The 20,927-nt window shown below is 42.5% G+C and carries 18 protein-coding genes; 8 read left to right on the top strand and 10 right to left on the bottom strand.

The annotated features are described in order from the left end of the window. From Q5866_RS17680 to Q5866_RS17655, 6 genes are all read left to right on the top strand, one after another. On the top strand, positions 1 to 2,951 hold a 2,951-nt coding region (locus Q5866_RS17680; protein WP_368502050.1), incomplete at its 5' end, for a SusC/RagA family TonB-linked outer membrane protein. A gap of 18 nt (positions 2,952 to 2,969) precedes the next feature. After that, a complete protein-coding gene (locus Q5866_RS17675; RefSeq protein WP_303181577.1) occupies positions 2,970 to 4,922 on the top strand; it encodes a RagB/SusD family nutrient uptake outer membrane protein in 1,953 nt (650 codons plus the stop codon). Positions 4,923 to 4,943: 21 nt separating this feature from the next. Then, the gene (locus tag Q5866_RS17670) at positions 4,944 to 6,296 is read left to right on the top strand and encodes a DUF4959 domain-containing protein (RefSeq protein WP_303181576.1); all 1,353 of its coding nucleotides are present in this window, start codon (positions 4,944 to 4,946) and stop codon (positions 6,294 to 6,296) included. 9 nt (positions 6,297 to 6,305) lie between these two features. Continuing rightward, entirely contained in the window at positions 6,306 to 7,793 is a 1,488-nt protein-coding gene (locus Q5866_RS17665; RefSeq protein WP_303181575.1) for a DUF4998 domain-containing protein, read from the top strand. Between the two features lie 525 nt (positions 7,794 to 8,318). Continuing rightward, positions 8,319 to 8,687 carry a hypothetical protein gene (locus tag Q5866_RS17660; protein ID WP_141560859.1) on the top strand — a complete coding sequence of 123 codons (369 nt, stop codon included), beginning with the start codon at positions 8,319 to 8,321 and terminating at the stop codon, positions 8,685 to 8,687. Between the two features lie 105 nt (positions 8,688 to 8,792). Further along, a complete protein-coding gene (locus Q5866_RS17655) occupies positions 8,793 to 9,323 on the top strand; it encodes a hypothetical protein (RefSeq protein ID WP_303181574.1) in 531 nt (176 codons plus the stop codon). 95 nt (positions 9,324 to 9,418) lie between these two features. On the opposite strand, the gene Q5866_RS17650 is transcribed toward Q5866_RS17655, so the two are convergent. After that, positions 9,419 to 10,819, bottom strand: coding sequence for a CCA tRNA nucleotidyltransferase (locus Q5866_RS17650; RefSeq protein ID WP_303181573.1), 1,401 nt, complete (start codon positions 10,817 to 10,819; stop codon positions 9,419 to 9,421). 135 nt (positions 10,820 to 10,954) lie between these two features. On the opposite strand from Q5866_RS17650, the gene Q5866_RS17645 reads away from it, so the two are divergent. Continuing rightward, complete coding sequence (locus Q5866_RS17645) at positions 10,955 to 11,626, top strand: HAD family phosphatase (protein ID WP_255469592.1); 672 nt, start codon at positions 10,955 to 10,957, stop codon at positions 11,624 to 11,626. A 352-nt stretch (positions 11,627 to 11,978) separates the two neighbouring features. Continuing rightward, positions 11,979 to 12,626: a hypothetical protein gene (locus Q5866_RS17640; protein ID WP_303181572.1), complete on the top strand. Its 648-nt coding sequence runs from the start codon at positions 11,979 to 11,981 to the stop codon at positions 12,624 to 12,626. 72 nt (positions 12,627 to 12,698) lie between these two features. Here Q5866_RS17640 and rsxA read toward each other — a convergent pair whose 3' ends face one another. The 9 genes from rsxA to era form a co-directional block, all read right to left on the bottom strand. Continuing rightward, positions 12,699 to 13,274 carry an electron transport complex subunit RsxA gene (rsxA, locus tag Q5866_RS17635; RefSeq protein ID WP_186977912.1) on the bottom strand — a complete coding sequence of 192 codons (576 nt, stop codon included), beginning with the start codon at positions 13,272 to 13,274 and terminating at the stop codon, positions 12,699 to 12,701. Between the two features lie 75 nt (positions 13,275 to 13,349). Then, complete coding sequence (locus tag Q5866_RS17630; protein ID WP_227215426.1) at positions 13,350 to 13,937, bottom strand: RnfABCDGE type electron transport complex subunit E; 588 nt, start codon at positions 13,935 to 13,937, stop codon at positions 13,350 to 13,352. A gap of 21 nt (positions 13,938 to 13,958) precedes the next feature. Continuing rightward, complete coding sequence (locus Q5866_RS17625) at positions 13,959 to 14,552, bottom strand: RnfABCDGE type electron transport complex subunit G (protein ID WP_176554870.1); 594 nt, start codon at positions 14,550 to 14,552, stop codon at positions 13,959 to 13,961. A gap of 76 nt (positions 14,553 to 14,628) precedes the next feature. Then, positions 14,629 to 15,603: an RnfABCDGE type electron transport complex subunit D gene (locus Q5866_RS17620; protein ID WP_227215424.1), complete on the bottom strand. Its 975-nt coding sequence runs from the start codon at positions 15,601 to 15,603 to the stop codon at positions 14,629 to 14,631. Positions 15,604 to 15,687: 84 nt separating this feature from the next. After that, positions 15,688 to 17,019, bottom strand: a complete 1,332-nt coding sequence (rsxC, locus tag Q5866_RS17615; protein ID WP_099290102.1) for an electron transport complex subunit RsxC — start codon at positions 17,017 to 17,019, stop codon at positions 15,688 to 15,690. Between the two features lie 50 nt (positions 17,020 to 17,069). Further along, positions 17,070 to 17,945 carry a Fe-S cluster domain-containing protein gene (locus Q5866_RS17610; RefSeq protein WP_303181571.1) on the bottom strand — a complete coding sequence of 292 codons (876 nt, stop codon included), beginning with the start codon at positions 17,943 to 17,945 and terminating at the stop codon, positions 17,070 to 17,072. 66 nt (positions 17,946 to 18,011) lie between these two features. Further along, positions 18,012 to 18,431, bottom strand: coding sequence for a SoxR reducing system RseC family protein (locus Q5866_RS17605; RefSeq protein ID WP_227215421.1), 420 nt, complete (start codon positions 18,429 to 18,431; stop codon positions 18,012 to 18,014). A gap of 137 nt (positions 18,432 to 18,568) precedes the next feature. Next, complete coding sequence (gene der / locus Q5866_RS17600) at positions 18,569 to 19,876, bottom strand: ribosome biogenesis GTPase Der (protein WP_227215420.1); 1,308 nt, start codon at positions 19,874 to 19,876, stop codon at positions 18,569 to 18,571. Positions 19,877 to 19,897: 21 nt separating this feature from the next. After that, positions 19,898 to 20,782 (bottom strand): GTPase Era, encoded by an 885-nt coding sequence (gene era / locus Q5866_RS17595; protein WP_099290106.1) that lies wholly within the window; start codon positions 20,780 to 20,782, stop codon positions 19,898 to 19,900. Positions 20,783 to 20,927: the final 145 nt, after the last annotated feature.

Here is a 20,927-nt window from a genome sequence, read left to right as displayed (position 1 = left end):
AAGGGACGTTGGAATTTTCTTTTATCGGTTTTAAAAGGGAAACGTTGGACTTTTTTGAGAGAACGGCGAAAGATACACTTCGTATTATCATGAAAGAAGAGAGTCAGGAATTGGATGAAACGGTAGTCGTGGCGTTCGGTACACAGAAAAAAGAGAGTGTGGTATCGGCTATCACGACGGTACGTCCGATGGATTTGAAGTCCTCTAATAGTGACTTGACTTCAAGTTTCGCTGGTAAAATCGCCGGAATGATCGGTTGGCAAACGGGAGGTCTTCCTGCCGCTTTGACCGAGGAAGAGATGAATACTAAATTTTATATTCGGGGAATCACGTCATTTCAGACCGGGGCGAATATAGATCCGTTGATTCTGTTGGATGGAGTGGAATCTTCCAAGTTGGACTTGGCACGTATTGCCCCGGAGGATATTGAATCTTTCAGCGTGATGAAAGATGCCTCAGCCACGGCTATGTATGGTGCCCGTGGAGCGAATGGTGTGATTTTAGTGACCACGAAGAAAGGACAGGAGGGAAGCGTGTATGCCACGGCTCGTTACGAGGCTGTATTTTCGATGCCGACAAAAGAACTTGATGTGGTGGATCCGATTGATTACATGAAAATGTATAATCAGGCTTTGCTTGCTCGCGACCCATTGGCAACTCCTAAATATAGCGTAGAACGGATAAATCGTACAGCCTCTGGTAAGTATCCTTCTTGGGTGTATCCGGCTAACGACTGGTATAAAATCATGTTTAAGGATTATAATACAAACCATCATTTAGGGGTGAATATTCGCGGAGGAGGAAAAGTGCTTCAGTACTATGCTTCCGTGAATTACAATCGTGATATGGGTATGTTGAAAACGGACAAATTAAATGATTTTGACTGTAATATCACGAATAATCAAACTTCGTTCAGGGCTAATTTGAATATAGATTTAAAAGCTGGTATTAAATTAGTGGTTAATTCATCGACGACAATAGATAAATACCATGGTCCGCTAGAGAGTGTTACTCAAGCTTATTCATTAGCGTTTAATGCTTCTCCCGTGGATTTCGCTCCTCTTTATCCCGGAGATGATACTTACAATTGGCCTCATCTTCGTTTCGGGGCAACGGAGTCTGAGAAGCAAATTAATCCTTATATGCAATTGCATAGAGGGTATCTGGAAAGAACACGTTATTCTACAACCAATAGGGCAGAATATATTCATAATCTTTCCAGTCTCGTGAAAGGTTTGGAAGCGAGAGCAAGTGTTTCCGTGTCGCAAGCCGGTTATTACACTACCGGTTTTAGAACTGTCCCTGCCCAATATTCCCTGCTTAATTACGATTTTGAAACGGGTAAACATACTTTACAAGATTTATCTACAACGTCTTATAGGGCTTTAACGATAGATTCTGATGCAAGGGTTTCAACAACTAACACGAGAGTAACGTATGAAGCACGCTTACTGCATACGGCGGCTTGGAAGGAACATCAAACTTCCTTAACAGCTGTTTTTCAAGCTTCGGAATATACTTATACACCGATTCAGAAAGTATTGGATGGAATGCCACAACGTAACTTGACGTATTCGATGCGTGGTAGCTACGGGTATAAAGACCGTTATTTTGTTGAAGGCAGTTTTGGATATAACGGTTCAGAACGTTTTGCCGAAAATAACCAAATGGGCTTTTTCCCTGCTGGTGGGATTGCATGGGTTGTAACTAGCGAACCGTTTATGGCGTCTACGTCTAAATGGCTGGATTTTTTGAAGTTCAGGGCATCCTACGGGCAAGTCGGTAATGATGGTATAGTGACCTCTCCCCGCTTTGTTTATTTGCCTAATTTAGTGGGACAAATGGGATATACGGATCCGGAATCCGGTACAGGTGGTAGTGCTTTTGTGGCTAGAAAAGTGCTGTATTATGCTAACGAGAAAATTAAATGGGAAATTGCGGAACAAGTAAATTTGGGTATCGAAACGAAGTTGTTTAAAGGTCTTGTAGAATTCACTTTAGATGCTTACCAAGAAATCAGGCATAATATTATAGGGTACCGTACGAATGTACCGGCAAACATGGGTATCGAGTATTCTCAATTGGATAATATCGGTAAATCCCGTTCTCGTGGAATTGATTTTTCCGGTAAAATACAACATGCCTTCACGCCTGATTTTTGGATTATTTTGAATGGAACCCTTACCTATAATAAAGTGGTGTATAAAACTATCGAAGAGGCCAGTGATAAACCTGTATGGCAAAAGAAGGTGGGAAAAGAAATTTCCCAAGCGATAGGGTACATTGCGGAAGGGGTATTTCAAGATCAGGCGGAGATAGATAATTCACCCGAACAAAGTGGTGATGTGAAGCCCGGGGATATCCGCTATCGCGATATTAATGGCGACGGCATGATTGATGTGAACGATGCCACGTTTATCGGTTTCCCGGAGACACCCCGGTTGATATATGGTTTTCACGGATTTATCAATTATAAAAATTTTGAATTCAGTTTTGCGTTTCAAGGCTCGGGCAAGCGTTCGTTTTTCATGAATCCGGAGAAATTATCGCCGTTTGTTGATGACCACGCTATGCTGACGGCTATTTATAAAGACCATTGGTCGGAAGATAATATGACTAAAAAGCCGTTTTGGCCCCGGTTGTCGACATATAATTTAGTACAACATAATCCCGAGGAAAATTGGTATAATAGTCAGGCGTCCGAAGTCCGTAAGAGTACATATTTTATGCGGGAATGTCGGTTCTTGCGTTGTACTTCTTTGGAGGTGGCGTACAATATGCCGCGGAAATTGATGGAGCGGTGGAAATTGCAGAACGTGAAATTTTTTGCACGAGCCAATAATCCGTTCTTGATATCTAATTTTAAAATATGGGATGTTGAATTAGGTGAAAACGGTTTTAATTATCCGATTCAAAGAACCTATACGGTAGGCTTGAATTTTAGTTTCTAATTTTAATGCACGATGATTATGAAGCACTTTTATTCGTTATTGTTGATATTAACCATCCTTTTTCCCGGGTGTAACTACTTGGATGTCGTTCCGGATAATGACATTGAAACGGTTGAAACCATTTTTGAAAAACGAGATCAGGCAGAAAATTGGTTTAAATATTGTCACACCTTCTTGTCGCCTTATACAACTTCCATTATCTCTAATCCGGCTTACACCGGGGCAGACGAGGTGGTAGCCGGTGATTTTATTCGGCAGCAATTCGCGTATAATTGGGCAGGTTTTTATATAGGAGATGGTTTACAAATGACAGCGGAGCCTTACGGGAATATTTGGAGAAAGGATGCAGCTTACAATGCAATCCGCTATTGTAACACTTTTTTGGAGAAGATCGGCGGTGTATATAACATGGAAGAACAAGAGAAAGTGCTGTGGTCTGCTGAAATAAAGGCACTTAAGGCACATTATTATTTTGAATTGCTTCGCCGGTACGGCCCTATTATCTTGGTTCCGAAGAATGTTGCCACAAATGCCAGTATCGGGGAAATGAAACAACCTCGCGCTCCGTTTGATACTTGTGTCGAAGAAATCGTTACTTTGTTGGATGAAGCGATGAAGGATTTGCCCCCGATGAATCAAAAATCAGTAAGCCGTAGGGCGTATCACAGTTTGGAATCGGCGGCGGCACTCAAGGCTATGACTTTGTTTTATGCGGCTTCTCCTTTGTTTAACGGGAATCCGGCTTTGGCGAATTTTACCAGTAAAAGTGGGGAAAACTTTTTCAACCCAACTCCTGACCGGGAAAAGTGGAAGCGTGCAGCGGAGGCTGTTGATACGGCTTTGATGATTTGTTTGGAAAATGGTAAGAAACTTATATCTAATAAGACGGATGGGGCAGCAGAAGATGATCGAGGGTTACGTGATATTATGTTAGACATCGAGGAGTCATCTTTAGCAAGAAATTTTGAAAGTAGCGAAGCTATTTTTATGATTCAGTATGAGAATCGTGCTACGACATCATGGACAAGGTGGACACGCCCCTATTTCAGAAGTGGGACGCCTGATTATAATGCGAATCTTATCGGGTGTATTGCCCCAAGTATTAAAATGGTCGAGATGTATTACACCGAGCATGGCGTGCCTATAGATGAAGATCGTACATGGGATTATTCTTCTCGTTATCAAATAGGAAAAGAAACAGATACTAAATATAGAAACGTTGTTTTGCTTGATGCTGATAGTGTGTTACGTTTGCATCTTCGCAGGGAACCTCGTTTTTATGCACATATCGCGGCAGATCGCTGTTATTTCCAAAGGGGAGAGACTATTCATGCGGAGAATGATCTTGTGAGAGCTTATCAAGGTGAACGATTCGGGACGTTATATACACGAATTTCCAATTCTCAAGCGCAGAATTTGACGGGATATTACATGAAAAAAGGTTCTCGTTCCTCTCAAAGTAATTTAGATTACAAAAATACGTTCTCTAATGAAGAGGCTTGTGTGCTTATCCGTTTGGCAGATCTTTATTTGATGAAAGCGGAGGCTTGGAACGAGTATTTGGAGGTTCCCGATAAGGAACACGTCTATGATCCGTTGAATGCGGTGCGTGAAAGGGCCGGAATTCCTGATGTGGAGGAGGCATGGCAGAATTACTCTACGGATCCGGGAAAGGAGAGAACGAAGCTCGGTATGCGTCAGATTATTAGGCAGGAGTGGAACGTGGAGTTTGCTTTTGAAGGCAGACGTTTTTGGAATTTACGTCGTTGGTTGACGGCTGCTGAAGAATTGAATGCGAAACTTTACGGGTGGCTTGTTACCGGGAAGACCCAAAGACAATTCTATAATAATTTCGAGGGACCTGTGGTGGTGTGGTCTAAAAGACAATTTATAGCCCCGAGAGATTATCTTTTCCCGATTCGTAGCGAGGAGATTCTTATTTCGGGTTGCGAGCAAAATCCCAATTGGTAAATAGATAAAAGATTAAAAAATATGAAAAAGTTGATGTATATGTTATTGGCGCTTTGGGCGTTTTACGGTTGTCAGGATGACGATGCTTATTTTGAAACCTCGATACCGGCTGAAAATTTGTCTTTTACTCCTATCCCGGGAGGAGCTATTATGCATTACAAGTTACCTTCCGACGGGGACATTCTTTATATTCGTGTACGTTACGAGGATGCTTTCGGTAAAGCGATGATTTGCTCCGGTAGTTACGCGTGTGATTCCTTGGTTTTATTGGGTTTTAATGAAGCGCAAAAAGGAGTACCAGCTCGAGTGACCCTTTGTAATAATGATGATTTGGAGTCGGAACCCGTGGAGGTAACTTTTGACACGAAAGATTCGGGACCGGTATCTTTCTTTGATCATTTGGAAGTTTATCCTGCTTGGGGTAGTATTTGCCTCAACTATGATATTAAAGAAGAGTCAAAGGGAATGGCGCATGTGTTTTATGTTGGAGAAGATCCCGTGAGTAAACAGCCGGACACGCTATTGATTAATAGTTTTGTCTTGGCTCAAGGAACCGGTTCTGTACAAATAACCCCTCAGCAAGTTCGTCCTTCTTATGATGTTGTGGTCCGCACGGAAGATTTTCGTGGGTATATGGTGAAAGAGAAAGTGTGGCAAAATGTAGAACCTTTACAAATTGAAAAAATAAATCCGGCTGATTTTGATTTTTATGATCCGGAAAATTTTTCAATAGAAGATCCAGTGTACAGATTAGGCAAATCATATTTGTTTGATGGTGATTTGAAAGGAGAATCCTGTTTCGGTTGGGAGGGATGGGATAATTTCTGTACTTATCTGTCGAAAGAATATTGTCTTGGCAAACCATTGTTTATTATTGACATGAAAGAACAGAAACTGCCTGCTGAATTTAGGCTTTATGCCATGTTATTTGTTAGAACTACTTTTCCCATGGGGCCTAGTCATTGGTATCCCGGATGGTTGGAAAAATACGGCGATATTTGGACGAGTTGTTATGCATCTAAATTGCCGAGTAATGTAACTGTTTACGGTTCTAATGACATGGCTGATGATGCCTCATGGGAAGAAATAGTGCATTTTGAACAAGATAGAGAGTGTGCAAACGAATCAAGGTGGTGCAAGCGTTGTAACGATGGGGATTATGCATATCAAATTTTAAGTTTGGATGCGCTCTCTTTTGCGGATCCTTGTTACATGCAATTAAGTTGTCCTGTTACTGGGAATAAATACCGTTATTTGAAATTCGTGATAAATGAAGTGTTTTATAATCCTGCGGGTTTTGAAAATGCCACGAGTGGTTCTAATTATAACAAACATGTAACTATTCACGAATTGGAAATTTATACAGCAAAATAAGGTTGTGTTATGAAATTGAAAAAATATTTATGGTTTATCGTTTCCCTGTTAATCTTTGGGGGATGTGAAAGTTTGGAAGATACGTATAGTGATTATGCTGGGGAAGGTACGATTCGTTATCTAGGAAAATGTAAAGACTTGTCTGTGAATCCCGGTTGGCAAAGATTAATCGTGAAGTGGACGAATCATGTAGATCCAGCAATAGACAAGGTTAAAGTCAGTTGGACGTTGGACGGGGTTACTAGAGATTCCTTGTTAGAGAAAGGAACCACGGAATGTAGTATACGGAATTTGGAAAATGCAACTTATGAGGTTGCCGTGCGTAGCGTGGATAAAGACGGGAATTGTTCGTTACCTGCTTTAACTAGCGAACGACCTTATACGCTTGACCACGAGAGTATAAAGTCGTTCACGCGAATGTTTGACAAATATTTCTTTGTTGGGAAGCATTTGGTGATTGTTTTTAGCGAGTGGCAAGGTGATGTTGAAACAGCCAGTTTAAATTATTATTCGGGAGGAGAACGTAAGATTTTAGAATTAGATAGCGTTTTTGTTACCGATAATAAATATTGTTTGGTTCCGGATGAGATAGATGCGGGAACAAAAGTAACGATTAACCGTAGTGGGCGATTGAGTGGATGTTCGGATTTGATTGTTTTCAATCCTTATGAATTGACACGTGATAACCGAACCTATACACCCGATTTTAAACAATGGCTCCGGGAAAAATATGGACAGTCGGAAATTACGGAAGCATTCGTGAATGCCCGAACAGAATTGGAAATAGATTATGATATAAATTCGTTTGAGGATATATTGAATTTCCCGAATTTGAAAACATTGGTCTTGGGGAAAAATCGTTATTTGAGTGAAGGAAACTTGAGTAAAAATAAGAATGCAAGTAAGGTTTCCGATCTTGAAATCAGTACGTTTGCGCTGGATGTCGCTTGTAAAGTAAATGGATTGAAGGTGGAACGCTATAACGAGCATTATTTCCCGATTGGGGAATTCTCTTTTATTGATGATCTGCCTAATCCAAAGTTTCCGGAAGACTTATCTTTCCTTAGTAGTCAAAATTGGACGTATTCTTGTTCGAATGAAGAATACGGGGAAGGAATTGATGTTATATTTGATGAAAGTTCCACGAGAGGGTGGCAACCGACACGGCATTCTAAATTTTATACTTACGAGATGGTAGTGGATATGCAAGAAATTCAGACTGTAAATGGAATCTTGGTTACCCAGAAATTGTCGGTCACTTCTGCATACGAGCCATGTATTGCTAAGAAAATCCAGATTAAAATATCTGTGGATAATAAAACTTGGAAAGATGCGACTTATGTAATAGAGAATACTTTGGGAAATACGGTAGGAGAAAGCACGATCATTACACTCCCTGTTTCCTTGCATGGTCGTTATTTGAAATTTATTGTAAGTGATCAAGCCTACAACAAAACTTTTTATACGGTATCATTGGGTAAAATAAGAATATTTTAGTTGTGTGAGGTGTATAATTTAACCTATAAATGGAGAGAAAAAGAATTGCATCTTTTTCTCTCTTCGTTTTTTAGGAAAAGTGAAAGGTTTATATAACATGTATAATCCCTTCTGAGAGGCAGCTTCTCGGATGGGTTAGGGGAGTGAAAGTGTTTTTCGTTAAGAATGGTAAGAAAACGGGAGGAGAAGAAGGAGAGAACGGGCTACAACTCCAGTACAACACTTGATGACTACCCGTTTAACACCGGAGATGTCGAATGTTAGTTGAGTATGGTTGAATGTGTGAATAAACAGCCATGCCTTATTTCTTCCCGTTTTCTGCTCATTACATAACGGGGAAGCCCGAAAAAAGTCTTTATATCGCGAGTTTCGGAATGTTTTTTTTGAGAAATCGAAGATTTGGCAGTAGGTTTATATTTTATGAACGGGCACGGACACGAAAAATCATATGATATGGTGTATTTCCTCAAATGATTTTGTATCTTTGTTCTGAATTTATCGTAGAAAAGTGGTATGAAAGTTTTCATGAAATATTGTGTGCTGCTTATTTTGGCGGTAGTCTATCTGGGACAACGGGTAGATGCCACTCGCTACATGGAAAAGGTAGTGAGCCAAGAGAGGCTTGTTTCCAATGAAAAGGAGGCTTTCGAACGCTTGGCAATGTTGACGGCGATGAACGGTAATGCGCTACCGGTGAACGTGGTGCATGAAGTGTCCAACATACAGCCTCCCTGCCGTCATTTACAAAGGAATAGTTTCTCGATTCAGTTCGAGGAGTATAAAAGGGTATTTACACCTTACTTCAGGTATGTCGAAAATGATTATCTCGACTTTTTCGCGTTAAGACAGGACGGGGGATACTACGTCTTTGCTTTGCGTGAAATCATTGTATGATTCAGGTTTATTTCGTGGGAAGACTTTGCTTGTTCGTGAACGGGTGAAGTGTGTTTTGGTGTGCTGAAATTTAAACATTATAAATTATACATAGAAATCATAATCATGGAAACAAAATTTGACTATATAGATGACGTAATCTTGAAAGTAGATGAAGGTAAAGTAGAGAAAAAGAAAAAATCACCCGTGAAACCCTTGGGCTTGTTGATCGTGGGAGCCGCTATTCTTTGGGTGGGTGCAAATCATATCAACACGGCACAAAGCGATACGCTTTCTTCTATCATTATTATGCTCGGGTTGGCTGTTGTGGGTTGGGGAATTATGGCATTTATCATTAAAAAAGAAAAGTACGTGTACAAACCGACGGGAAAAGCCATGAAAAAGCACAAAGTGTACGTGGCTGCCAATCAATCTTCACAGTTGTATGATATCATTGAACAGAATAAATTTGATAATCTTCAGTCATTGAGTCGTTCTGAACAATCCAATTTAAGTTTGGAAGTATTTTGTAGTGAAGATGAACAATACGCTTTATTGCAGGTGATGGAATTTGTTCCTTACAACGATGTGCCGAGAACTGAGGTAAAAGTTTACGAGGGAACTCCTGCCAAACAAATAGCTTACTTCTTAAAATAGAAAGGAAAACCCTTTCTATTTTGGTTTATAAAGTTTATAAGGTTCATAAAGTATTTAGAGTTAGTTACTTTATAAACTTTATAAACTTTTTAACTTTATGAACTCTTCTGTATTCCCAATTCGGCAGCTACCTTGAACATATATTCTCGGGCTTCCGCGGGATCGTTACTTATGATGCCGTCGAGGATAGCTTCTTTGATGGCATTTTTAATATCTCCGATGGCTTTGCACGGGGGTAAATTGAAGATTTCCATGATTTCCTCGCCGCTTACCGGGGGTTGGAAGTTCCGGATGGCATCTTTTTCCTCGACTTCTTTTAATTTTTGACGAACGATCCGGAAGTTGTGCATGAAGCGACGCACTTTCTCTTCGTTCTTAGAAGTTATATCCGCTTCGGCAAGGGTCATTAAATCGTCGATGTCGTCCCCGGCGTCAAATAAAAGACGGCGGACTGCCGAGTCGGTTACGATTTCTTCCGAAAGGACAATTGGACGCATGTGCAGGGATACGAGTTTTTGCACGTATTTCATTTTCTCGTTCTGGGGCAGTTTGAGGCGGTTGAATAATTTGCCGACCATGCGTTCGCCGACGTGGTTATGCCCGTGAAATGTCCAGCCTTGTCCCTGTACGAATTTTTTGGTAACGGGTTTGCCTATGTCGTGAAGCAAGGCTGCCCAGCGAAGCCATAGATTGTCTGACACCCGGCTAACGGAATCCAGCACGGTCAACGTGTGGTAGAAGTTGTCTTTATGCCCGATACCGTCCACAGACTCCACTCCCTTGAGTGCGGTGAGTTCCGGAAAGAATACATCCAGTAGCCCGGATTGTTCCAGTAATTTCAGTCCCACGGAAGGACGGGGGGATAGCATGATTTTATTGAATTCATCTATGATACGTTCTTTCGACACGATTTTCAGACGCCCTTTGTTGGCGATAATGCCCTCGAAAGTGATCGCTTCAATCGTGAAATTCAATTGCGAGGCGAAACGAACGGCTCGCATCATGCGTAGCGGATCATCCGAAAAAGTTATCACGGGGTCGAGCGGGGTTCGTAATATCCCGTCTTCCAAGTCTTGTATTCCTCCAAACGGATCGACCAGTTGCCCGTAGGTATCTTGATTTAAAGAGATCGCTAAAGCGTTTATAGTGAAGTCTCTGCGTTTTTGATCATCGTCAATGGTTCCTTCTTCCACGATCGGTTTACGGGAGTTCCTTTGATAGGATTCCTTACGTGCCCCGACAAATTCGATTTCCATTCCTTTGTATCGAAACATGGCTGTCCCGAAGTTTTTGAACACGGAAACAGTCAGATTGCCCAGTTGTTTTGCTGCGTTTTCTGCCAATTCTATCCCGCTACCTAAAACTACGATGTCAATGTCTTTGGAAGGGCGTTTTAAAATCAAGTCGCGGACATATCCCCCGATCACGTATATCTCCAAACCTTTTTCTGCTGCTATTCCGGATAAGATTTTAAAAATGGGGTGAGTTAATTGCATATTTTGAGGCATAAACTTTAGTAAACTGATTCGCGTACAAAATTATCAAGTTATCCCTTACAGACCAAATAATTTGATTCTGATTTGCGGAGGGAGATTCTTTTTCGATATATTCGCGAACAGTTTTTTAAGGATATGATGAATAGAGAAAGAAGATTTGCAGCATTGTTTGATATGGATGGAGTGGTTCTCGACACGGAAGGACAATACGATCTTTTCTGGATAGAACAGGGAAAGCGTTTTCATCCCGGAATGCCTGATTTTTACAAGAAGATTAAAGGGATGACGACGGAGAAGATTCTGGAGGATTATTTCGGGGGTAATATGGATTTGCAGCAGCAGATTTCCCAAGAGTTGGAAGAGTTCGAGGAAAAAATGAATTATCCTTACGTGCCGGGTGTCGAAAATTTTATTCGAGTATTGTTAGATCATGGCGTGAGGATTGCTTTGGTGACGAGTTCCAATAACGTGAAAATGTCGTATGCCTTGAAGGCTCACCCGGAATTTACCGAGTATTTCGAGCGAATAATTACTGCCGATAAGATCACGAAATCCAAGCCTGCTCCGGAATGTTATCTACTGGCGGCTAAAGAACTGCAGATGGAAACAGATGTTTGTTGCGTTTTCGAGGATTCTTTTGCCGGTATCGAGGCTGGACGTAATGCCCGCATGAAGGTAGTCGGGTTGGCTACAACAAACGCGAAAGAGAAGATCGAGGGAATGGTGGATCGGGTAATCGCGGATTTCACGGGATGCTCGTATGACGGGTTCGTGGATTTGATGGATGGGGGAACAATGATGTTTTAATCTTTTTTTGCAAGTCATTTAATTCTTTTTCCGAGAGATAGTGTATTAATAGTGAAGACATCGAGGATTGGTGTTATTGTTATTAATAATAAACTAAATCGAAAGCTTATGATTTTTTGTGTACTAAAAAAGCGGACAATGTTTTTTCTTACATTATTTTTATGTGTTTCATTTGTAAATGTGCAGGCTGGCACGGGGATTCCAAAAGCAAAGAATGATAAAAAAACGATGTTCAGGAGCAATGTGGCTATTTCTACTTTTCCTGTCTGGCTATCCAATCAATTACTTCACAGGCATATTCCTTTTAGCGTTAATCTTGCAGAATCCGATTACTTGTTTAATAATATTGCTTATGTGGATACGTTGTCCACAAGAAATGGATTTAATCACTCGTTTTACCGTGACGAAAGGCGGTAAGATTAAAAATTGTGTGGTGGAAAATCTTCCGGATTCTGCATTTGCAGATGAGGTGGAACGTCTTATTTTGATTTCTCGGAAATGGAGAGCCCCTGAAGAGAATGGTCGAAAGACCTCGGCAGAACAACAATTCTCCATTCCACTCGAACTAAAAGGAAGTGTCGTGATTCTTGATAAAGGACCGGAATGGGGTGAAGCTGATCAAAAAATTTATGACAAAAGGTATAATCTTACTAGGTATATACATCAGGTGGCGATGCATGTAGGAGCAAAACGTGCGGATAGTGTAAGTATGATTGAATATCCGAATCAAATGTCGTTTTTGGTAGATGGAATTTTAAAACTCAGTTTTGTCATAGATAAAGAAGGATATTTTTCGCATCTGAGATATGGGCATGATTTACCGGTTGCGGCACAATTAGACTATGTCATAACCCGGCAAATGTATCCCGGTCGTTTTTTTAGTGACGAGGTGAAATGGAAACCAGCAATGCTTGACGGAAAACCCGTGCGGGTGCGAGTGGAAGCTTGCATTGATTATAAAAAGAAAGAATTTTCATGGGATTGTTATTTGATGGATTAAATTTGAGATATACCCAAAAGAAACGGCAGCTCTTCACAGGGGCTGCCGTTTTATTTTATAGAGCAAATATTCTTATTTGACGATTCCGGAGAAGCCCATGAATGCCAAGGCTAACAATCCCGCGGTTACTAGAGCGATTGGGGTTCCTTTCATGCCTTTGGGGATAGAGGAAAGTTCCAATTGTTCGCGGATTCCGGCAAAGATGGTTAAGGCGAGCCCGAAACCGATAGCGGTAGAGGCAGCGAAAACCACGGACTCGAGTAAGTTGTAGTTTTTTTGGATAACCATGATGGCAACTCCCAGTACGGCACAGTTTGTCGTGATCAAGGGAAGAAATACTCCTAACGCCTGATAAAGCGAGGGGCTTACTTTTTTCAGAATGATCTCCACCATTTGCACGAGTGCTGCAATAATCAGGATAAACACGATAGTTTGCATGAACTCTATGTGGAACGGATCAAGTACCGTTTTTTGCACGATGAAAGTAACCAACGTGGCTAAAATCATCACGAATGTCACGGCTCCGGTCATACCTAAAGCCGTGGGAACACTCTTGGAAACCCCAAGGAACGGACAGATACCCAAGAATTGCGCCAATACGATATTATTGACAAATACTGCGGCTATGAATATAAATATGTATTCCATTTTTCTGATTTTAAATTTTAGATTTTAGATTTTAGATTGGATTTTGATTTGCAATTTAAAATCTAAAATTTACAATTAGTTGGTTTTTCTTATTCTATTAATAAACGCGATCAAGTAACCTAGCGCGATGAAAGCTCCCGGGGCTAACACGAAGATGATCATTCCGTAGTTTTCACTGTACAGGGTGATGTTGAAAATTTTTCCGCTACCCAATACTTCACGGATGCATCCCAACAAGGTCAGTGCCATCGTGAATCCCAAACCGATACCCAATCCGTCGAGCATGGAAGGAATGGCTTTGTTCTTGGAAGCAAAAGATTCGGCACGTCCCAGCACGATACAGTTTACCACGATCAACGGGATGAATAACCCGAGTGATTCGTGCAAGCTAGGTAGATAGGCTGCCATACACATATCAACGACGGTAACGAATGCTGCGATGATAACGATAAATCCGGGAATACGGATTTTATCGGGAATCGAGTTTGCCACGAGCGAGATAGCAAGGTTGGATAACACGAGCACGAAGGCGGTAGCCAATCCCATTCCCAAGCCGTTGATTGCCGACGTGGTGACTCCCAGCGTGGGGCACATCCCGAGCAATAGTACAAAGGTGGGATTTTCTTTAAAGAACCCTTTGGTAAAGTTTTGCCAGTTGTTCATATCTTTATTTTTTCGATTGTTCTACTTTTGTTTGGTATCTTTTTCCAGTGCTTTGGCTGCCCGGTTTACCGCATCCAAAAAGGCGCGGGATGAAATAGTGGCAGCCGTGATAGCGTCCACGTCCCCTCCGTCTTTTGAAACCTGCAGTCCTTTTGTTCCCGGTGTTTTACCGGTAATGTCACCTTTGGCGCCTTTCACGAACCATGTATCCATTTTGGAACCTAACCCCGGGGTTTCTTTGTGGCTCAACACGGAATAATTGTAAATTGTTCCGTCGGGAGTAAAACCTACCATTAATTCTATTTTTCCCCCGAATCCGTCGTTCGTGTAAGTTTTAATGGCTGTTCCTACTAATTCCCCGTTCTGTTTGGCAGGATAAAACTCAACTTCTTCTTCATTTTCCGAAGGTTTTACCGTGTATTTTTCTGTCATGGGGTCATTATCGAAAGTCGGGACCACGGCACGTATTGCTTGTGTCTGTTTTTCGATTTGTACCTTCTCGATTAATCCCGACGTGAATGAGTTGACAACTCCCACGGCGGCTGAGGATATGAGTGTTACCAAGAATAACACCAATACCATATTTTTAAAACTCGATTCTAATTTCTTTCCCATCATCTTGTGATTTTAAATTTTAGATTTTAAATTTTAAATTTCAAGTGTAAGTAATTTACAATCTACAATTTAAAATTTAAAATCGAACGGGTTTACAATATCTGTTGATCAACGGGGTGAAGCCGTTCATGATCAATATGGCAAATGACATTCCTTCCGGATAAGCACCGAAGGTACGGATTATCACGGTCAGTAGTCCGATACCGATACCGAAAATGATCATACCTTTATGCGTCATGGGGGATGTTACGTAATCCGTCGCCATAAAGATCGCTCCCAACATCATACCTCCCGTGAAAAGATGGAACAGGGGATCAGCAAAATGTGCGGGATTTGCCAAGTGCAATATTCCGGCAAACAGGATTACTGTGGCGAAAATTGTCACGGGGATATGCCATGTAATAATTTTACGAATCAACATATAGGCGAAACCGAGCAGAAGACCGATAGCGGCAACTTCTCCCAAGCTACCTCCCATGTTACCGATAATCATGTTGCTTGTCGAGATTCCGCTGGACGCGAGTGCATCAGCCACGGATTGCCCGTTCTTTACTGCTTCTTTCACGATAGCTAAAGGTGTAGCCCCCGTTACGGCATCTACTGTCGAAAATCCGTGAGGTACAGGCCAAGAAGTCATTTGTACCGGGAACGAGATCAATAAGAATACGCGTCCCACGAGTGCCGGGTTGAAAATATTGTTTCCCAATCCCCCGAAACTCATTTTGCCGATACCGATTGCCACGATAGCACCGATTATCACAATCCATAAAGGAAGGGATGAGGGAAGGTTGAATGCTAATAATACACCCGTGATGATAGCCGAACCGTCCCATATCGTGGGGCGTTGTTTCATCAGGTATTTCTGGATAATAAATTCAAAGATCAGACAGGCTGCCACGGAAGTAAGGGTTACCAGAATGGCTCCTATCCCGAAAAACACGATAGAAAAGATAAACGCGGGGATTAAGGCAATCAGTACCCCGTACATGTTTTTTTCTATCGAATCCCCGCCATGAATGTGAGGGGAGGGTGATATGGTGAAATTACTCATACAAATAATTTTAAATTTTAGATTTTAAATTTTAAATTGAAGACAAGTAAATTTACAATCTACAATTTAAAATTTACAATTAAATTAGTTTTTACGTGAACGTATCATTTGTCCTGTTCTGGCTTTACCCAAGCGAATCACGTCGAGTAACGGACGGTTTGCCGGGCAGGTATAGCTACAAGAACCACATTCGATGCAATCCATTATTTTTTCGGCTTCCAAAGCATCTAGCTTGTTGTGTTCGCTAAGTTGCATCAGGTAATACGGTTCCAATCCCATCGGGCATACGGTAACGCATTTCGAACAACGGATACAGTTGCGATACTCTTTCCGGACGGATTCTTCCTGCCGCATGAGTAATACTCCACTTGTTCCTTTCGTGATAGCAATGTTGGTTGTCGTCAAGGCTTTTCCCATCATCGGACCGCCACCGATCACTTTTCCCGTGTCCTCGGGAAGTCCTCCGGCTGCCTCGATGAGTTGAGAGAGCGGTGTCCCGATACGGCATAGATAGTTACCCGGTTCTTTCAGCGATTTCCCGGTAACGGTAACCACCCGTTCGAATAACGGTTTGTGTTTCATGACAGCCTCGTAAACGGCATATACTGTCCCGACGTTTTGAACGACGGCTCCCACGGCGATAGGTAGTCCGCCGGACGGAACGAATTTACCCGTGGTGGCTTGTATCAATTGTTTCTCTCCTCCTTGCGGGTATTGTATTTTTAACGGGCATATCTCGATACCATCGCTCAATCTGGCGTGTTTGCCAAGTTCTTCGATAGCGTCTTTTTTATTGTTCTCGATGCCCACGATAGCACGTTTCACGTTAAGAGCTTTCATTAGCAGTTCAATCCCGGCGATAAGCTCTTTCCCGTGTTCCAGCATCAGACGGTGGTCTGCCGTTAAATACGGTTCACATTCGACACCGTTGATGATTAATACTTCAGCCGTGTTTCCGGGAGGCGGGGATAATTTCACTTGCGTGGGAAACGTTGCTCCCCCCATACCCACGATACCGGCGGCACTGATAGCCGCGATGATTTCTTCTTTCGTGAAAGTATTGGGATGCTTCGCGAGCGGTTCCTTCAATATATTCTCGTCCCATTCGTCACCCTCGACTTTTATCGAGATCGCTGGTCTGGGATAACCACTGGCATCCACCACGGGATCGATACTCGTGACTGTCCCCGATACGGAACTGTGGATGTTGGCGGAAATGAATCCGGCGGCTTGACCGATAAGTTGTCCTACTTTAACTGTATCACCTTTTTTCACCGTGGGAACGGCAGGTGCCCCGATATGTTGAGATAGTGGTATGATCACTTGTTCGGGAAGGGGTAGCGTGATGATTTCCCCTTGTGCTGATAATTTATTTTCAGGTGGGTGTACACCCCCAATTTTAAATGTCTTAAGCACGGTGTATTAATTTTAGATTTACGATTTTAAATTTTAGTTTGAATCGGCAATCACTGAATCGATTCGTTGTTTTTCACTTCCGTGGTCGCTAGTTCGGTAATCTTTCTCGGGGGGAAGTTTACCTCGTGGATCGCGTGTGTCGGGCATACGCTCACGCACTTCCGGCAAAGTTTACACTTGCGGAAGTCGATGTAAGCCAAGTTGTTTTCCAAGGTTATTGCCTCGAAAGGACATTCTTTGACGCATTTCCCACAACCGATGCAGGCAACCGTACAAGCTTTGCGGGCGATGTTTCCCTTGTCTTTGTTCACGCAACACACGAAAACCCGGCGATCTTTGGGACCCTTGTTTCGCAATTCGATAATGTTTCTCGGGCAAGCTTTGACGCAAGCACCGCAGGCAACACAATTTTCTTCGGAAACAACGGGCAGACCGTTGGCGTCCATGTGAATGGCATCGAAAGCGCAGACGTTGACGCAGTCGCCACAACCAAGGCAACCGTACGTACAATCGGTTTCTCCCCGGTAGAGAGAATGTTCGATAGCACACGATTTGTACCCGTCGTACGTGCTCGTGCGTGGACGATTGTCACACGTGCCGTTGCATTTCACGACAGCAATCTGTGGTGTCTGTGCTGTTACTTCCATGCCTAAAGCGGAAGCGACTTTCGCCATCGTATCCGCTCCTCCCACCGGACAAAACAGTCCGTCTAATGAAGTGGCTTTCACCGTGGCTTCCGCGAAACCCCTACACCCGGGTTTGCCGCATCCCCCGCAATTCGCGCCGGGAAGGATACTTTCCACGATATCGATTCTAGGATCTTCTTCGACCTTAAACTTTTGTGCCACGAAATACAGGATTACGGCAGCCGCAATACCAATGGCACACAAAGAAATAATAGTGTAGATAATGGTAGTAGTCATCATAAAGGTGTTTATTTTGTCTCCTCTAGTTTGTTATAGCGCCCGTAAAGTTATTATTTTTTTTCTAGGTTATGCTATTTTAACCTTGAATTTTATTTTCCGGGTGAAGCTATTCCTGCATAAATATAGGATAACAAAGTAAACAGCAACGGCTAAAAGTACAATTGCGGCGGCTATAACTTCACTTGTCCCCGCCGTGATCAAGAGGGCAAGAAGTACTATTATTAACGCGGACGGAATGATATAAGCAAACGCGACCGAGAGCATGGCATTGCGGGTGCTGGCGGTAACAATAACTTTGTCGCCGACAGCCACGGGAACATTCGGTTTTTCCGCCGTGATATTCTTTTGTGCTACTTCCGACAGTCCACACGCTCCCTTGGAATGACAAGAAGCACACGCCGATTGATTTTGTATCTGCACGATAATGGCGTTATCTTCTACTTTTATAACAATTCCGTCGTGTTCTATTGTGTCCTTTGCTGCCATGATGAGTTTTTAAGGTTTATAAAGTTCATAAAGTTACCCCTTCGGGGGGTAAAGTTTATACGATACACGTACTATAAAGTATTCACGAGTTTTTCACCTTATAAACTTTACAAACCTTATGAACTTTATGAACTTATTTATTTCTTTCGCATAAATATTTGAATCGGCACCCCGGTGAAATTCCAGTGTTCACGGATTTTGTTTTCCAAGAAACGTTTGTACGGTTCTTTCACGTATTGCGGTAAGTTGCAATAAAACGCGAAAGTCGGCGTTTTCGTGGGTAATTGAGTCACGTACTTTATGCGGATGTATTTTCCTTTTAAACTTGGTGGGGGGTAGTTCTCGATTTCCTCCAACATGATGCGGTTCAATTCTGAGGTTTTCAGTTTTTGAGCCCGGTTGCGATAGGTTTCAATGGCGGCTTCCAGTGCTTTTAGTAAACGTTGTTTCGTGAGTGCGGAAGTGAAAATGATCTCTACATCATTGAATGGCGCCATTTTAGCACGCAGGTCTTTCTCGAAGTTAATCGTTGTTTTATTATCTTTTTCGATTAAGTCCCACTTGTTTACCAGTACCACGACACCTTTTTGGTTGCGCTCTATCAAGTGGAATATATTCAAATCCTGAGCTTCCATACCCCGGGTGGCATCAATCAGTAACATACAGACGTCACTGTCCTCTATGGCACGCACGGAACGCATCACGGAATAGAATTCCACGTCCTCGTTTACTTTGGCTTTTTTACGTAGTCCGGCAGTATCCACCAACAAGAAATCATGCCCGAAGCGGTTGTACCGGGTGGTCAGCGTGTCACGGGTAGTCCCCGCGATGTCCGTAACAATATTCCGTTCCTTGTCTATCAGGGCGTTAATGGTGGAAGATTTTCCCACGTTAGGGCGTCCCACGATAGCGATTTTGGGAAGTTCATCCTCGTCTTCCAACGGGTCGCTCGTGAAATGAGATACCAGTTTATCAAGTAATTCACCGGTTCCGGAACCGTTTATAGATGAGATCGGGAATATTTCTTCCCCGACACCCAGCTTATAGAATTCGTGGACATCATAAAGACGTTCGCCATTATCCACCTTGTTGGCGATGAGGTAAACAGGCTTCGTGACCTTTCGCAGCATACGGGCGAAACTGTAATCCAGATCGGTTATTCCTAATTCCACGTCACACACGAACAGAATCACGTCTGCCTCGTCCATGGCCAGCAGTACCTGTTTGTTGATCTCTTCCTCGAAAATATCTGAGCTGTTAGAAACGTACCCACCCGTGTCAATAACGGAAAAATCTTTACCGTTCCACACTGATTTCCCGTAATTCCGGTCACGGGTCACACCGCTTTCCTCGTTCACGATGGCTACTCGTCCACCGACCAAGCGATTGAAAAGTGTTGATTTTCCCACGTTGGGGCGTCCTACTATGGCAACAATATTACTCATTTCCAATTTTAGTTATTAATGTTATAGTTGTTTGTAACCGAAGCGTTTCAAATCGTTTTCTTTGTTCCGCCAGTCTTTCAGTACTTTGACGTAAAGGTTAAGGAACACTTTCTTGGCGAAGAAAGCTTCGATGTCTACTCGGGCTTCCGTGCCTACTTTTTTCAAGGCGGCACCTTGGTGTCCGATGATAATGCCTTTCTGTGAATCACGTTCGACGTTAATTACCGCCATGATATTGATTCTTTTGGCTTCTTCTTTGAATTCTTCTACGACCACCTCGACGGAGTAGGGGATTTCCTTGTCGTAGTGCAACAGGATTTTTTCCCGTATGATTTCCGTCACGAAGAAACGAGCGGGCATATCGGTTATTTCTTCTTTATCGAAATAAGGTTCTCCGACGGGAAGCAATTCCAGTATCCGCTTGTACAGGTTGTCGACGTTGAAGTTCTCGGTTGCCGAGATGGGGAATATTTCCGCTTGCGGGATGATTTCCTTCCATTTCGCGAACAGGGCATCCAGCTTATCCGGCGTGGTCAGATCAATTTTGTTCAATACCAACAAGATGGGTACTTCGCTTTGCTTCACTTTATCGATGAAGTCTGCGTTCTTCTCGAAATTTTCCACCACGTCGGTCACGTAGAGAATAATATCCGCGTCAATAATGGCGGTTTTCGAGAAGTCCAGCATGTATTCCTGCATCTTGTAGCTTGGTTTCACGACTCCCGGGGTGTCGGAAAACACGATTTGAAAATCCTCTCCGTTCACGATACCTTTAATGCGGTGGCGCGTCGTTTGGGATTTAGATGTGATAATCGATAATTTTTCCCCGACTAATCGATTCATCAAGGTGGATTTCCCCACGTTGGGGTTTCCTAAAATATTGACAAAACCTGCTTTATGCTCCATGTACTCAAAAATTTATTGGGCACAAAAGTACAATTAAAAATTGGAATTGAGAAATTTGTACTTCTAAGTTGGATGGTCTGAAGTAAAATGTAAGGTCTGATTAACCTTAAATCTCGGGTATTTCTACCGTAATACTATATCTACT

Source organism: uncultured Butyricimonas sp., assembly GCF_959596855.1.
In the GTDB taxonomy this organism is placed as follows: domain Bacteria; phylum Bacteroidota; class Bacteroidia; order Bacteroidales; family Marinifilaceae; genus Butyricimonas; species Butyricimonas muris.
The sequence above is the reverse complement of the archived record's forward strand: the minus strand, read 5'-3'. Positions and strand labels throughout refer to the sequence as shown.